Source organism: Bradyrhizobium sp. AZCC 1588 (assembly GCF_036924735.1).
Lineage (GTDB): Bacteria > Pseudomonadota > Alphaproteobacteria > Rhizobiales > Xanthobacteraceae > Bradyrhizobium.
Window position 1 is genome coordinate 3,081,305 of sequence record NZ_JAZHSC010000001.1, and the last position, 14,500, is coordinate 3,095,804.

Annotated in this window: 12 protein-coding genes; 9 read left to right on the forward strand and 3 right to left on the reverse strand. The window is 64.0% G+C overall.

The window, feature by feature from the left end; genetic code table 11:
- Positions 1–96: 96 nt before the first annotated feature.
- Positions 97–852, reverse strand: a complete 756-nt coding sequence (locus V1277_RS14375; protein ID WP_334416801.1) for a uroporphyrinogen-III synthase — start codon at positions 850–852, stop codon at positions 97–99.
- 133 nt (positions 853–985) lie between these two features.
- On the opposite strand from V1277_RS14375, the gene tsaD reads away from it, so the two are divergent.
- Genes tsaD through V1277_RS14390 form a run of 3 tightly spaced genes read left to right on the forward strand, consistent with a single transcriptional unit; the run spans position 986 to position 3,457 of the window.
- Entirely contained in the window at positions 986–2,059 is a 1,074-nt protein-coding gene (gene tsaD / locus V1277_RS14380) for a tRNA (adenosine(37)-N6)-threonylcarbamoyltransferase complex transferase subunit TsaD (RefSeq protein ID WP_334420378.1), read from the forward strand.
- A gap of 1 nt (position 2,060) precedes the next feature.
- Positions 2,061–3,041, forward strand: a complete 981-nt coding sequence (locus V1277_RS14385; protein WP_334416803.1) for an NAD(P)H-dependent glycerol-3-phosphate dehydrogenase — start codon at positions 2,061–2,063, stop codon at positions 3,039–3,041.
- A gap of 2 nt (positions 3,042–3,043) precedes the next feature.
- A complete protein-coding gene (locus V1277_RS14390; RefSeq protein WP_028348379.1) occupies positions 3,044–3,457 on the forward strand; it encodes an EVE domain-containing protein in 414 nt (137 codons plus the stop codon).
- A gap of 190 nt (positions 3,458–3,647) precedes the next feature.
- Here V1277_RS14390 and V1277_RS14395 read toward each other — a convergent pair whose 3' ends face one another.
- Positions 3,648–4,799, reverse strand: a complete 1,152-nt coding sequence (locus V1277_RS14395) for a DNA topoisomerase IB (RefSeq protein WP_334416805.1) — start codon at positions 4,797–4,799, stop codon at positions 3,648–3,650.
- Between the two features lie 368 nt (positions 4,800–5,167).
- Between V1277_RS14395 and acs the strand changes: the two genes are divergently transcribed.
- The 6 genes from acs (at position 5,168) to cysC (ending at position 13,888) form a co-directional block, all read left to right on the forward strand.
- Positions 5,168–7,120: an acetate--CoA ligase gene (acs, locus tag V1277_RS14400; protein ID WP_334416807.1), complete on the forward strand. Its 1,953-nt coding sequence runs from the start codon at positions 5,168–5,170 to the stop codon at positions 7,118–7,120.
- A 320-nt stretch (positions 7,121–7,440) separates the two neighbouring features.
- Positions 7,441–7,953, forward strand: a complete 513-nt coding sequence (locus V1277_RS14405; protein ID WP_334416809.1) for a L,D-transpeptidase — start codon at positions 7,441–7,443, stop codon at positions 7,951–7,953.
- 175 nt (positions 7,954–8,128) lie between these two features.
- Complete coding sequence (locus V1277_RS14410; RefSeq protein WP_334416811.1) at positions 8,129–9,847, forward strand: methyl-accepting chemotaxis protein; 1,719 nt, start codon at positions 8,129–8,131, stop codon at positions 9,845–9,847.
- Between the two features lie 158 nt (positions 9,848–10,005).
- The gene (locus tag V1277_RS14415; protein ID WP_334416813.1) at positions 10,006–11,025 is read left to right on the forward strand and encodes a sulfotransferase family protein; all 1,020 of its coding nucleotides are present in this window, start codon (positions 10,006–10,008) and stop codon (positions 11,023–11,025) included.
- Positions 11,026–11,030: 5 nt separating this feature from the next.
- Complete coding sequence (gene cysD / locus V1277_RS14420; RefSeq protein WP_334416815.1) at positions 11,031–11,993, forward strand: sulfate adenylyltransferase subunit CysD; 963 nt, start codon at positions 11,031–11,033, stop codon at positions 11,991–11,993.
- Positions 11,993–13,888, forward strand: a complete 1,896-nt coding sequence (gene cysC / locus V1277_RS14425; RefSeq protein ID WP_334416817.1) for an adenylyl-sulfate kinase — start codon at positions 11,993–11,995, stop codon at positions 13,886–13,888. Before cysD ends, cysC begins: the two co-directional genes overlap by 1 nt.
- On the opposite strand, the gene V1277_RS14430 is transcribed toward cysC, so the two are convergent.
- Complete coding sequence (locus V1277_RS14430) at positions 13,854–14,465, reverse strand: thermonuclease family protein (RefSeq protein ID WP_442894578.1); 612 nt, start codon at positions 14,463–14,465, stop codon at positions 13,854–13,856. The genes cysC and V1277_RS14430 overlap by 35 nt on opposite strands.
- Positions 14,466–14,500 lie beyond the last annotated feature (35 nt).

Here is a 14,500-nt window from a genome sequence, read left to right on the forward strand (position 1 = left end):
AAGGTGGTTAGATGCCGGAACTTAGCAGAATCGAGACGTCTTAGAGCATGATCCGGCCGTGGCGGCACCGGTTTTCCGATAAGACCATGCTCAGACTTAAAGATTAGGATCCGATCGGGCCTGCAACGCCCGGTCCAACGCCTCGAACAGGGCATTTTCGTCCGGTGAAACCGCCGTCGTGACCTGGGTTGCGCCGGCGTCCCGCAACACCGCGGCAACGCCTGCTGAAATGCAGCACTGCGGCAGCGCCAATGCTGAGATTTCGACGCCGCCGAAACGCGCCGCCTCCAGAAACGCACGCGCGCTGCGCCGCGAGTAATGCAGCACGGCCTCGACCTCATGCGCCACGAAAGCGTCACATATTTCCCGCGGCAGGCTGGGCACGGGCACCATCCGGTAGGTGGTATGCGTCACCACCGCAAAACCCTTCTCGCCGAGTTCACCGGCAAGGTCGCGCGCGAGATCGGCCCCGGCAAGGTACAGTATGGGGCTCGCCTTCTTCAGTTGCTTCGATTTCGCGCTCGCCAGCACCAGATCGCGCAACGCGCCGGCGTCGCCCTTGGAGGCGATCACGTCGCCGAACCCCGCATCGCGGGCCGCCGCCGCGGTATTTTCTCCGACCGCGAACAGCGGCAGTTTGAGAAGCCGACTGTCGGCAAGCTGGGGCGCGATGGCACGCAGCGCGTTGGCGCTGGTGACGATGACGGCGCCATAGGTCGCGTCCGCATCGTCCTGGAACAGCACCGGCTCGGACCGCAGCATCGGCGCGCGCAGCACGTCGAACCCCCGCGCGTGGAGGGCCTTCGCCGTCATCGCATCATCCGGACTTGGTCGCGTCACGAGAACGGCCATATTTCAGATCTCCGCCAAACCGGTTTCGGGCACGCGCAGGCGATTGCACGTTGTGACCTCGTAATGCTACCCGGTTACGGAAGCGTTGTTTTTGGCGATAGCGCAAGGGTTCAAATTGGACAACGACAAGCCGATGCTGGTGCTGGGTATCGAGACCACCTGCGATGAAACCGCAGCCGCCGTGGTCGAGCGCCAGCGCGACGGCAGCGGAAAGATTCTATCCAATATCGTGCGCTCGCAGACCTCGGAACACGCCCGTTTCGGCGGCGTGGTGCCGGAGATCGCGGCGCGCGCCCATGTCGACCTGCTCGACGGAATCGTCGGCCAGGCCATGAAGGACGCCAATGTCGGCTTCGCGCAACTGTCAGCGGTCGCGGCTGCCGCAGGTCCCGGCCTGATCGGCGGCGTGATTGTCGGCCTCACCACCGCCAAGGCCATTGCGATGGTGCATGACACGCCGCTGATTGCGGTCAATCATCTCGAAGCGCACGCGCTGACGCCGCGGCTCACTTGCGCGCTCGCCTTTCCCTATTGCCTGTTTCTCGCCTCCGGCGGTCACACCCAGATCGTCGCCGTGGTCGGCGTCGGCAAGTATGTGCGGCTCGGCACCACCGTCGACGACGCGATGGGGGAAGCCTTCGACAAGGTCGCAAAGATGTTGTCGCTGCCCTATCCGGGCGGCCCTGAGGTCGAGCGCGCGGCGGGAAGTGGCGACGCCAAACGTTTCGCCTTTCCGCGGCCGATGCTTGGCCGGCCGGATGCAAATTTCTCGCTGTCGGGATTGAAGACGGCGGTTCGTAATGAGGCCAACCGCTTGGCGCCGCTGGAGCCGCAGGACGTCAGCGACCTCTGCGCCAGTTTTCAGGCCGCGGTGCTGGAATCGACCGCAGATCGGCTGAGCGTCGGCTTGCGACTGTTTCACGAGCAATTCGGCCCGCCCCGCGCGTTGGTCGCCGCCGGTGGCGTCGCCGCCAATCATGCCATTCGCGGGGCGCTGCAGGAGGTCGCCTCGAAGGCGCAGACCACGCTGATCATTCCGCCGCCTGCGCTCTGCACCGATAACGGCGCCATGATCGCCTGGGCCGGCGCGGAGCGGATGGCGCTGGGATTGACCGATACGATGGATGCGCCGCCGCGCGCGCGCTGGCTGTTAGATGCCAACGCAATCGCGCCGGCCGGCTTCGCCAACACCCGCGCAGGATTCTGACATGACGTCCTTCAATTCCGTCGCGGTGATCGGCGGTGGCGCCTATGGCACCGCGCTCGCCTGCGCCGCGGTGCGCGCCGGCCGCAAAGTCGTGTTCTATGCGCGAAGCGCCGAAAGCGCCGCGCAGATGCAGACGACGCGAAACAATCCAAAACTACCCGGCGTGAGCCTCGACAGCAGTATCGGCGTTACGGCCGATATCGCTGCCGCGGCGCGCGCGGACATCGTCCTGCTTGCGACGCCTGCGCAAAGTTTGCGCGAAGCCGCGGCGACACTGGCGCCGCACCTCAAGCCAAAGACACCCGTCGTCGCCTGTGCCAAGGGCATCGAGCGCGGCACCCACCGGTTCATGACCGAGATCATTGCCGAAACAATTCCCGATGCAATCCCGGCGATTCTGTCGGGACCGAACTTCGCCGACGACGTCGCGCGAGGCCTTCCGACCGCCGTGACGCTTGCGGCAAGGGACGAAAAGCTGGCGAGCCGTCTGGTGCAGGCGCTGGGCTCATCAACCTTCCGGCCCTATCACACCACGGATGTTCGCGGCGTCGAGATCGGCGGCGCGGCCAAGAATGTGCTGGCGATCGCTGCCGGGATCGTCGTCGGCCGTCAGCTCGGCGCCTCGGCGCTGGCCGCACTGACCACGCGCGGCTTCAGCGAACTCGCGCGCCTCGGCCGTGCCTGCGGCGCGCGCAGCGAAACGCTGGCGGGCCTGTCGGGTCTCGGCGATCTGATCCTGAGCTGCTCCAGTCCGCAGTCTCGCAATTTGGCATTCGGCATCGCGCTCGGCCGCGGCGAGCAGCCGAACCGCGACAAGCTCGCGGAAGGCGAATTCACCGCGCCGGTCCTGATCGAACTGGCGGCTTCGCAGAACGTCGATATGCCGGTATCAAATGCGGTCGCGGCGATTCTCGGCGGCAAGGTGACGATCGACGCGGCGATCGAAGGCCTGCTGACGCGGCCGTTCAAGGCGGAGGAATGACGATGGCGTACTGGCTGGTGAAATCTGAACCGTCGGCCTGGTCATGGGACCAGCAGGTCGCGAAGGGAGCAAAGGGCGAAGCCTGGACTGGCGTGCGCAATTTCACCGCGCGGCAGAATCTGGTGAACATGAAGAAGGGCGACAAAGCCTTCTTCTATCATTCCAACGAGGGCAAGGAGATCGTCGGCATCGCGGAAGTCATCAAGGAAGCCTATCCCGATCCGACCGACAAGACCGGCAAATTCGTCTGCGTCGACATCAAGGCCGACAAGCCGTTGAAGACGCCGGTGACGATGGCCGCGATCAAGGCTGACAAGAAGCTAGCCGACATGGCGCTGGTGAAATATTCGCGGCTGTCGGTGCAGCCGGTCACCGCCGAAGAGTGGAAGCTGGTCTGCAAGATGGGCGGGATGTAGCGCTCTTATCTTTACCCTCCCCTGGAGGGGGAGGGTCGGAGCGCATGGAGCGAAGCTAAATGCGATCCGGGGCGGGGTGACGGTCTATCCACGTCCAACAGTGCCCGAGTGGAGAGATCACCCCACCCCGGCTCACATTTCGCTTTGCTCAATGTGAGCCGACCCTCCCCCTCCAGGGGAGGGTGAAGCACTACGCCGCAGCGGCTGCCGTCACCACCTGCGCCAGCAGCGCCTCGCGCTTGGCTTGCGTGCGATAGCCTTTCATCGTCGCGGCAAAGCGCTCGAGGATGCCGTCCTCGAACGCGGTGACGATGGTGTCGTGGACATAGCTCTTGCGGCAGATAGCCGGCGTGTTCGAGAGTTCGTCGGCCGCCGCGCGCACGGCTTCGAGCACCTGCTTCTTGCGGCCGCGGGCGCTCGCTGCCGGTGAAATCCGCGACAATGATTCCAGCACCACGGCCGATGCCATCAGCGTGCGGAAATCCTTCAGCGAAATCTTGATGCCGGCGATCTCGCGCAGGAACGCGTTCACGGCCGTCGTCGAGGCTGCGCGCACGACGCCAGACCTGTCGCGGTACTGGAACATGCGCTTGCCCGGCACGGTGCGCAGGATGCCGATGGCGCGCACCAGCTTGGCGGCGTCGCATTCCTTGCGCACGGCCTTGCCGCCCTTGGCCTTGAAGGTCAGGACGAGGCAATCGTCTTCCAGCGTGACGTTCGATTTCAACAGCGTGGTGGCGCCGCGGGTGCCGTTGAGACGAGCATATGACTCGTTGCCGGGACGGATCGCGGTACGCGCGATCAACTCGATCACGGCCGAGAGCGCAAACTCCCGCGTCGGCTCGTCGCCCGACAGATACGCAGAGACCTTGCGCCGGATCTTGGGCAGCGCCGCGACCAGTTTGGCCAGGCGATGCGCCTTGCGGTGCTCGCGAACCTTTTCCCAATCGGCGTGGTAGCGGTATTGCAACCGGCCGGCGGCATCGAAGCCGACCGCCTGCAGATGCGAGGTCGGATCGGCCGAATAGCGAACGTCGCGATAGGCCGGCGGCACCGCCATCGAATGCAGGCGCCGGATCGTTCCGGCGTGGCGGATCTGCGTGCCATTGGCGCGAATGAATGAATAGCTTTTTCCGCGCTTGATGCGGCGGATGGTCAGGCCGTTTTGATCGCCGAGTTTGAGGCCAAGTCCCTGTGCCAGCGCTTCGACGGAGATGATGTGCGGCTTTGCCGCGGATGATTTGGGCGGTTCCTTCGGCAGTTGCCCGAGTGCTTCGGCCAATGCAACGGCGGGATCGGCGGAAACGGGCCGCGTAGCCTCGAAATTCTGCTGATCCATCATGTCCGTTGTCGCCTTACTCCGCCTGTTTCGCCGGTAATGCCGGTTGTTATGGCTTGTTCCGGGAGGCCGCCGGCCCCGGGGAGGCCATTTAGGGGGTAACGAACCACTTTGCGAGTCCCGATTCCGTCATTGGCGGTTATTAGATACCGATCATGGGAGCCATTCGGCCGATAACGTTGATTTCGCCCTGAGTGGATCTGCGAAAATGGCCTGACCTTGATCCACGACAAGGCCGGGAACCGGCTGGCCGACCAAGGTCGCAGACGTTCCGCCTTGTCCGGGCATCGTCCCGCGACGCATAATCGCTGCAACAATCAGGGACGACTTGTGGCCGCCGAGCATCCGGCCGCAATGAGTGGGAGGAAAAGATGTCCGAAAAGATTTACGACGTATCCGCCGATTGGGCCAAACGTGCCTACGTCGATGACGCCAAGTACCGCGAAATGTACGCCCGCTCGGTCTCGGACCCCAATAGCTTCTGGGCCGAACAGGCCAAGCGCATCGACTGGATCAAGCCCTTCCACAAGGTCGAAAACGTCTCCTTCGCCCCTGGCAACATCTCGATCAAATGGTTCGAGGATGGCGTCCTGAACGCCGCCTGGAACTGCATCGACCGGCATCTCGACAAGCGCGGCAACCAGACCGCCATCATCTGGGAAGGCGACGATCCCTCGCAGTCCAAGCACATCACCTATCGCCAGTTGCACGACGAAGTCTGCAAGATGGCCAACATCCTGCGCACGCGGAACGTCAAGAAGGGCGACCGCGTCACCATCTATCTGCCGATGATCCCGGAAGCCGCCTATGCGATGCTGGCCTGCGCGCGGATCGGCGCCATTCATTCGGTGGTGTTCGCCGGCTTCTCGCCCGACAGCCTCGCCCAACGCATCACCGACTGCCAATCCAAGGTCATCATCACCGCCGACGAGGGATTGCGCGGCGGCAAGAAGGTGCCGCTGAAGGCCAATGTCGACGCCGCGATCGAGAAAGCCGGTGGCGTCGATTGGGTCGTCGTCGTCAAGCACACCGGCGCTGCCGTCGACATGAATCCAACGCGCGATTTCTGGCACCACGAAGTGGCCAAGCTGGTGACGACGGAATGTCCGTGCGAGCACATGCACGCAGAAGACCCGCTGTTCATCCTCTATACGTCGGGCTCCACCGGCCAGCCCAAGGGCGTGCTGCACACGACAGGCGGCTATCTCGTCTACGCGGCGATGACGCACCAATACGTGTTCGACTACCATGACGGCGATATCTACTGGTGCACCGCCGACGTCGGCTGGGTCACCGGCCACAGCTACATTCTCTATGGACCGCTGGCCAACGGCGCCACCACGCTGATGTTCGAGGGCGTGCCGAATTACCCTGACACCTCCAGGTTCTGGAACGTCATCGACAAGCACAAGGTCAACATCTTCTACACCGCACCGACCGCGATCCGCGCGCTGATGCAGGGCGGTGACGAGCCGGTGAAAAAGACCTCGCGCAAGAGCCTGCGGCTGCTCGGCACCGTCGGCGAGCCGATCAATCCGGAAGCCTGGGAATGGTATTATCGCGTGGTCGGCGACGGCCGCTGCCCGATTGTCGATACCTGGTGGCAGACCGAAACCGGCGGCATCCTGATCACGCCGCTGCCGGGCGCGACCAAGCTGAAGCCGGGCTCGGCGACGCGGCCGTTCTTCGGCGTGGTGCCCGAGATCGTCGACACCGACGGCAAGGTGCTGGAAGGCGAAACCACCGGCAATCTCTGCCTCACCAGATCCTGGCCCGGGATGATGCGCACGGTCTATGGCGACCACGCGCGTTTCGAGCAGACCTATTTCTCGACTTACAAAGGCAAGTATTTCACCGGCGACGGCTGCCGCCGCGACGCTGACGGCTATTACTGGATCACCGGCCGCGTCGACGACGTCATCAACGTTTCCGGCCACCGCATGGGCACGGCCGAAGTCGAGAGCTCGCTGGTGGCGCATGCCAAGGTGTCGGAAGCGGCCGTGGTCGGCTATCCCCACGACATCAAGGGCCAGGGCATCTACGCCTATGTGACGTTGATGGCCGGTACCGAGCCGACCGAGGAGCTACGGAAAGAGCTGGTCGCCTGGGTGCGCAAGGACATCGGCCCGATCGCGTCCCCCGACCAGATCCAGTTCGCGCCGGGCCTGCCGAAAACCCGCTCCGGCAAGATCATGCGCCGCATCCTGCGCAAGATCGCCGAAGATGAGCCGTCGAGCCTCGGCGACACCTCGACGCTCGCCGACCCCGCCGTGGTCGACGACCTCGTGAAGAACCGGCAGAACAAGAAGGGCGCACCGGCGTAGGGCGCCGCTGGAGCAAGCATCTCGTCCCGGGACCCGGGACGAGGCAATGACGAATTTTGCATCAATCCCATCGCTCACGCGTTTGTCAGTGGCGAGCCCGCCTCACTGGGCTTTTCGCCGCTGTGTGTCGTTTTACGGTCATTTACTTTATTTCGAACATTCCCTTTGTTCCCTCCATCGAAAACAGTCTCGAAGGCTGGCGTTGAAACCAGCCGGTCAGCTCGCGCGACTAAACTACGCGTGGACGAGACAGCGGGCCGTCAAGGCTTGAAAGGACATTTTGAGGGCCCCTGAGAGGGCGGGCAGAGTGGAGCTGGGGAATGTCAAAGAAGATTGCGGTGGCGTTGGCCGCCACCTTGGCTGTGGCCACTATGATGTCGACGCAGGCGCAAGCGCGCCCGGAACTGGTCGGCATCAGCGACGATTACGCGCCGGGCACGATCGTGGTGAAGACCCATGAACGACGTCTCTATCTCATTCTCGAATCCGGCCGCGCCATGCGCTATCCGGTCGGCGTCGGCAAGGCCGGCAAGCAATGGTCGGGCACCACAAAGATAGACGGCAAGTATCTCAATCCGGCCTGGTCGCCCCCGAACGAGGTCAGGCGCGACAAGCCTTATATGCCCGACGTGATTCCCGGCGGCTCGCCGCGCAATCCGATGGGCGTCGCGGCGATGACACTGGCCGGCGGGGAATATGCCATTCACGGCACCAACGTGCCGGGCTCGGTCGGCGGCTTCGTGTCCTACGGTTGTATCCGCATGCTCAACGACGACATCTTCGATCTCTATCAACGCGTGCCGGTCGGAACCACCGTAACCGTCACGCGCTGATCGGCTCGCATCATTTCCACCAGAAAAAGCTGCGCCTTGGCGCAGCTTTTTTGTTTTGGCGGTTCCGCAAAACGCGTTTTGCGGAACTCCCCCTGTAGTTGTACGGGGTTTAGTTTTTACGTTTGGTTTAGTTGTATGTCGCCTACTGCTTCAACTGTTAGGGGAGCGGCGCACCATGGGACGGTTCAAGTTTCGTATCGGTACAAAGCTGGGTCTGACGGCCGGTATCGGCGTCATTTTGGTGGGCGGCATCCTGACCAACCAGATGCTCGGCCACCGGTCGATTGTAGAATCCAACCGCCTGGTCATCATCAACTACCTCAACAAAGGCAATGCGCAGGCGACGCAGACGGCGATGGCGCGCGCGCAGCTCGCCGCGCTCGAGATCGGCGCCGCGCCGTCAGTTGGAGAAGTTGACAAGTTCCTCGAGATTCTCCGCACCCACGCAACTGAAGCCGGGACGGAAATCAACGCCGCAACGGAGCGAGCGACGCGGAAGGTCACGCAGGATGCCTACCGTGAGGCCAGGAAATTCGTGGATGCCTACCTGGCCAGTGCCGTCGAGCTGGCGGCGGCGCAGAAGGCCGTCATCGGCGCTCCCGCCGGCGACGCTAAGGCCGCGGCCGAAACGGCGAAGGCGAGCATTCTCACAGAGCGTATGCGCCCGGCGGCCCGGGAAGTCAGCAAACGCATTGACGACTTGGTGGGCGTCGCCAACGAATTCGCGGCGCGACGCAAAGGCGAGTTGCTGGCGGAACTGGATCGTGTCGCCAACTTCGCGTTCATCGTCGGCGCGTTCGTCATGGTGATGTTGATCGCCTCCGCGGTCTTTTCGGTGTTGAGCATTGCCCGGCCGATCCGGCGTATCGGCGACGTGCTCATGCAACTCGCTGGCGGCAATAAGGCCGTCGAGATTCCCTACACGGCCCGTGGCGACGAAGTCGGTGACAACGCCCGCGCGGCCCACACCTTCAAGGACAATCTGCTCCGCATCGAGCAGATGGAAGCCGAGCGGAAGGAGCAGGAAGCCGCTGCGGCCGCACGGCGCAAGGCGGAAATGATCAAGCTTGCCGACGCTTTCGAGTCCGCCGTCGGCGGCATCGTCAGCACGGTATCGTCGGCATCCCAGCAGCTCGAGGCCGCCGCTGGCACGCTGTCGGGCACCGCTGAGCAGACGCAGCAACTCTCCGGAATGGTCGCCGCGGCTTCCGAGGAAGCCTCGACCAATGTCGGCGCGGTGGCTTCCGCCGCCGAGGAAATGAGCACGTCGGTTGTCGAGATCAGCCGGCAGGTCCACGATTCCAGCCGCATTGCGACCGAGGCCGTGAGGCAGGCGGAGCAGACCGACCTGCGCATCAATGAACTGCTGAAGGCAGCGGGCCGGATCGGCGACGTCGTCAAGCTCATCACCGCGATCGCCGAACAGACCAACCTGCTGGCGCTCAACGCTACCATCGAGGCTGCGCGCGCCGGCGAATCCGGCCGCGGCTTCGCCGTGGTGGCGAGCGAGGTGAAGGCGCTGGCGGCCCAGACGGCCAAGGCCACTGACGAGATCGGCGCACAGATCATGGGCATGCAGGCGGCGACCGAAGACTCGGTCAGCGCGATCAAGGAGATCGGCGCCACCATCGCCAGGATTTCGGACATCTCGACGACCATCGCTGCAACCATCGAGGAGCAGGGTGCTGCAACGGCCGAGATCGCCCGCAACGTCAGCGAAGCTGCCAAGGGCACCTCCGAGGTCGCGGAGAGGATCACCCAGGTCAACTCCGGTGCGAGCTCCACCGGTTCGGCCTCCGCCCAAGTGCTGGCATCTGCGCGCTCGCTTTCCAGCGAAAGCGGTCTCTTGAGGGCGGAGGTCGAGAAGTTCCTCAACACCGTGCGCGCCGCCTAAGCCGCCAACATAGCGGCGAGCACACCTTCGGTGCTCGCTCGATACGCAGCACGCACGCCCCCGGGATTATACGGATTTGACCGGCACCATTGACAACTATAGGTTTGATGATAATCCGTAAGCAACCTTACGGAACCTGCCTCAGTGAGCCTCCCGACATGAACATCCACGCGACCTCAGCCGATTCGCTCGAGCGAATCGCCGATCTGGTTTGGCAGCAGCACAGTTCCCTCGACACCATGCTGCTTTCGCCAGTTGGTGAATTCCAGACCAGGACCGTCACGCTCGAAACGTTGATGCGCGAAGTGACCGAGTGTCTTTCCGAGAACTTCCGACATCGCCCGGCGCAAGACTTCCCGATGCTTTATTTCGCGTGCGGCAAGGCCCGGGTCGGATCGACAGCTCTGAGCAACCTGTTCGGCATGATCGGGATGCCCTCATACTATCAGCCGCTGAAGGCCATCCTGCGCGATGCGCTTGTCGGCGAGTCGCTGACGCCCTGGATCGTGCCGTCGGCGACCGATGAGCCGCGTATCTTCAGCAAGGAGACGATCGGGCCCTACGTGCTCGCCGAGAGCCTGTTCAATCCGCTGCAGCTCCTGATCGAGGCGGGCTATCCGCAGGCCAGGCTGCACCTCATCGTGCTCGATCGCGAGCCGGCAAGTGCGCTGGCGTCATGGCTCGAGAAGCTAATCTCTCGCGCGCCGGAAAGTACGTTGCTACAGCATTATGTCATCGCCGCGCTCAGCGCGGTTCGGGTGGCAAGCTATGCCAAGCAACAGGGCGTTCCGGTCACTCACTACGTTTACGAGGTGAGCAAGGAGGCTATATCGTCGGTTCGTGTCCTGTTCGACCGCCTTGGCCTTTCGAGCAGCTTTACCGAAAACGCCGTGACGTCCTGGCGGGAGCCGGGACAAACGCAGGTGAACAACGCGCGCGTCATCTTCCCGAGCGAAGCAACGATTTACAAGGTGCCCAATCTGCACACCTCCGATAGCGCCTATCGCTACCAGTGCCGCGCAACGGCCTCGCTGAGCGAAACCCAACTGGACATCCTGGAGCGCTGCGGGATCAATGATGCCTATCGCGCCTCGGTTGCGGCGTGTGTTCGGGATCTTGGCCTGAGTGCGGCCACGTCGGAACGCTTGTTCGGCGATTGGTTCGCCGCGGCCACGTGATCGCCATGCTGGACATTCCTGCGATCGCCGAGCCAGCCCTCCCGGGAAGGGCTGGCAAGCAGCCCTGCACCGCCACGAGCCATCTACAGCGCCTGGAGTCCGAAAGCATCCACATCATGCGCGAGGTGGCGGCCGAATTCCGTAAACCGGTGATGCTCTATTCGATCGGCAAGGACTCCTCGGTGCTCTTGCACCTGGCGATGAAGGCGTTCTATCCCGGCAAGCCGCCGTTTCCGCTGCTTCATGTCGATACGACCTGGAAGTTTCGCGAGATGATCGCGTTCCGCGATCAGCGCGCACGCGAGCTCGGGCTCGATCTGATCGTCCATGTCAACGCCGACGGCGTGAGGCAGGGCATCGGCCCGTTCAGCCACGGCTCGGCGCTTCATACCGACGTGATGAAGACGCAGGCGCTGCGGCAGGCGCTGGAAGCCGGCGGCTTCGATGCCGCGATAGGCGGTGCCCGCCGCGACGAGGAGAAGTCGCGCGCCAAGGAGCGCATCTTTTCGCATCGGAGCGCAACCCATCGATGGGATCCGAAGCAGCAGCGGCCGGAGCTCTGGAGCCTGTACAACACCATGCTCGCGCCCGGCGAGAGCATGCGGGTGTTTCCGCTGTCGAACTGGACCGAGCTCGACGTCTGGGAATACATCCTGATCGAGAACATCCCGATCGTGCCCTTGTATTTTGCCGCGCGGCGGCCGGTGGTCGAGCGCGACGGCGCCCTGATCATGGTCGACGACGATCGGATGCCGCTGCACGCCAGCGAGCAGCCAATGTGGCGCTCGGTCAGGTTTCGCACGCTCGGCTGCTATCCCCTGACCGGCGCGATGCCGTCGACAGCGGCGAACCTGCCGGAGATCGTCCATGAGATGATGATTTCGCGAACGTCCGAACGGCAAGGACGCGTCATCGACAGCGACTCGACCGCGTCGATGGAGCGCAAGAAAGCTGAGGGCTATTTCTGATGTCTTATCACCAGGCGCCCACGGCAGCCGTGCTCGACGCGTTGCAGCTCGGGCAGGATGACCGGCCGACGCTGCGCTTCGTCACCTGCGGCAGTGTCGACGACGGCAAGAGCACGCTGGTCGGCCGCCTCCTTTACGATTCGAAGACGCTGCTCGACGACCAACTGGCGGCACTCGCCTCCGAGAGCAAGATCGCCGGCACCACCGGCGGCGATCTCGATTTCGCGCTGCTGGTCGACGGCCTGCAGGCGGAGCGCGAGCAGGGCATCACGATCGACGTCGCCTACCGTTTCTTCTGCACCCAACGCCGCCGCTTCGTCGTCGCCGACACGCCGGGCCACGCCCAATATACCCGCAACATGGCAACCGGCGCTTCCGCCGCCGATCTCGCGGTGGTGCTGATCGACGCGCGCAAGGGCGTGATCACGCAGACCCGCCGTCACAGCCATATCCTCGCGTTGCTCGGCGTCCGCCACGTCGTGCTGGCCGTCAACAAGATGGACCTGGTCGGATTCGATACCGATCGTTTTGCGGCGATCGCCGCCGAATATCGAACCATGGCTGACAGGCTCGGCATTCCGCAGGTTCAATGCATTCCTGTGGTGGCGCGCGACGGCGACAACATCTTCGCTGCGAGTACGCGGATGCCCTGGTACCACGGGCCGACGGTGATGGCGCATCTGGAGACGGTCGACGTGGCCGGCGACATCGCAGAGCGACCGTTCCGGCTTCCGGTGCAGTGGGTGAACCGGCCGAATGCGGAGTTTCGCGGCTTCAGCGGGCGGATCGCCAGCGGCACGGTACGCATAGGCGACGCGATCAGCGTGCGGCCGTCCGGTCAGCTCACCCATGTTGCCGGCATCATCACCGCCGCCGGCGAGCAGGACCACGCCGCAGCCGGCCAATCGGTAACCCTCATGCTGGCCGATGAGATCGATGTCAGCCGCGGCGACGTGCTGACCGCGGGCGGCCCGCCGCTGGTATCGGATCAACTGGCCGCGCATCTCGTCTGGTTCGACGGCGATGCCATGCTGCCGGGCCGCCGCTACGTGCTCAAATGCGGCACCGCCTCGACCGGCGCGGTCATCTCGACGCTAAAGCACCGCGTCGCCATCGACACCATGGAGCATCAGGCCGCAATCACGCTCGCTACCAACGAGATCGGCTATGTCAATCTCAGCCTCGACCGCCCGCTGGTCTGCGAGGCCTATCGCGAGGATCGCGAGCTCGGCAGCTTCATTCTGATCGATCCGATCAGCCACCGCACCGCGGCGGCGGGGATGATCGATTTCTCGCTGCGACGGGCCACCGATATCCGCCGGCAGGCGCTCGACGTCGACAAATCCGTGCGCGCCCGCATCAAGCAGCAGCGGCCCTGCGTCTTGTGGTTCACCGGCCTGAGCGGCGCCGGCAAGTCGACCATTGCCAATCTCGTCGATCGCCGCCTTGCCGAACTCGGGCGCCACGCCGCGCTGCTCGACGGCGACAATCTTCGTTACGGCATCAACCGCGATCTCGGCGTCACCAGCGAGGCCCGCGTCGAGAACACCCGCCGCGTCGCGGAGATCGCGGCGCTGTTCGTCGATGCCGGCCTGATCGCGCTGGTCTCGCTGATCTCCCCGTTCCGCGGCGATCGCGAAACGGCACGACGCCGGCTCGACGACGGCGAGTTCATCGAGATTCATGTCGCGACATCGCTGTCCGAATGCGAGCGGCGCGATCCCAAGGGGCTCTACGCCAGGGCGCGCGCCGGCGAGCTGCCGAACTTCACCGGCATCGACCAGGTCTATGAGACGCCGCTTGCTCCGGAAATCATCATCGACACATCGGAGATGTCGGCGGAAGCGGCCTGCGAGCGCATCATCGCTTACTTGCGGGAGCATCGTTACCTGTAGCGGTCGCGCACCATCCGTTGCGGTGGCCGCCGCCATAGCCGCGCGCATGACCTGCCGCGAGCATGGCCGCCGAAACATTCCCGGTGCGCCTGGTTGCAACCTCGGCAACAACACGGCCGCTATATTTGTCCGGTCCGATACTGAAGATCGTGACCCCGCCTTCGCCAAGCAGCGCGCGCAGGGCACCGGCCGCGGCCTCCGCCATCTGCAATTCCCCAGGGCACGATGCCTTCAATTCGGGCGCGTCGATGCCGCGCAGGCGTATGCGCGTGGTCGGCTCAACGCCGGGCGACAAATGCACCCGCGCCTCAAACGTGTCGCCATCGATGGTCCGGATGACATCGACGGGATGGCGCACGTCAGGACTTCCAGAGCGCTTCCAGATCATCTCGGCATCGCGCGCCGCCTGGCTGTCGGCGAAGTCAGGCAACGACCGGCGCACCCAGTCCCGCACCGGCAGCGTCGTCGCCACCGCGACGCAAAGCACGAACATCCACGGCAAGGCCGCCGCAAACCAGCGGCGCCACGGACCCCGGCGCGAGGTCCGGTAAGCAGTTATCTTCTCATATGGAGGCATATTCCCTACTAAGGGCTGAGTCGGGTCGTCCGGCA

Coding starts and splice junctions, on each gene's coding strand:
- V1277_RS14415 (WP_334416813.1), top strand. CDS start 10,006: ATGAACATCCACGCGACCTCAGCCGATTCGCTCGAGCGAATCGCCGAT.
- V1277_RS14395 (WP_334416805.1), bottom strand. CDS start 4,799: ATGATGGATCAGCAGAATTTCGAGGCTACGCGGCCCGTTTCCGCCGAT.
- V1277_RS14390 (WP_028348379.1), top strand. CDS start 3,044: ATGGCGTACTGGCTGGTGAAATCTGAACCGTCGGCCTGGTCATGGGAC.
- V1277_RS14385 (WP_334416803.1), top strand. CDS start 2,061: ATGACGTCCTTCAATTCCGTCGCGGTGATCGGCGGTGGCGCCTATGGC.
- V1277_RS14410 (WP_334416811.1), top strand. CDS start 8,129: ATGGGACGGTTCAAGTTTCGTATCGGTACAAAGCTGGGTCTGACGGCC.
- V1277_RS14430 (WP_442894578.1), bottom strand. CDS start 14,465: ATGCCTCCATATGAGAAGATAACTGCTTACCGGACCTCGCGCCGGGGT.
- acs (WP_334416807.1), top strand. CDS start 5,168: ATGTCCGAAAAGATTTACGACGTATCCGCCGATTGGGCCAAACGTGCC.
- cysD (WP_334416815.1), top strand. CDS start 11,031: ATGCTGGACATTCCTGCGATCGCCGAGCCAGCCCTCCCGGGAAGGGCT.
- tsaD (WP_334420378.1), top strand. CDS start 986: ATGCTGGTGCTGGGTATCGAGACCACCTGCGATGAAACCGCAGCCGCC.
- V1277_RS14375 (WP_334416801.1), bottom strand. CDS start 852: ATGGCCGTTCTCGTGACGCGACCAAGTCCGGATGATGCGATGACGGCG.
- cysC (WP_334416817.1), top strand. CDS start 11,993: ATGTCTTATCACCAGGCGCCCACGGCAGCCGTGCTCGACGCGTTGCAG.
- V1277_RS14405 (WP_334416809.1), top strand. CDS start 7,441: ATGTCAAAGAAGATTGCGGTGGCGTTGGCCGCCACCTTGGCTGTGGCC.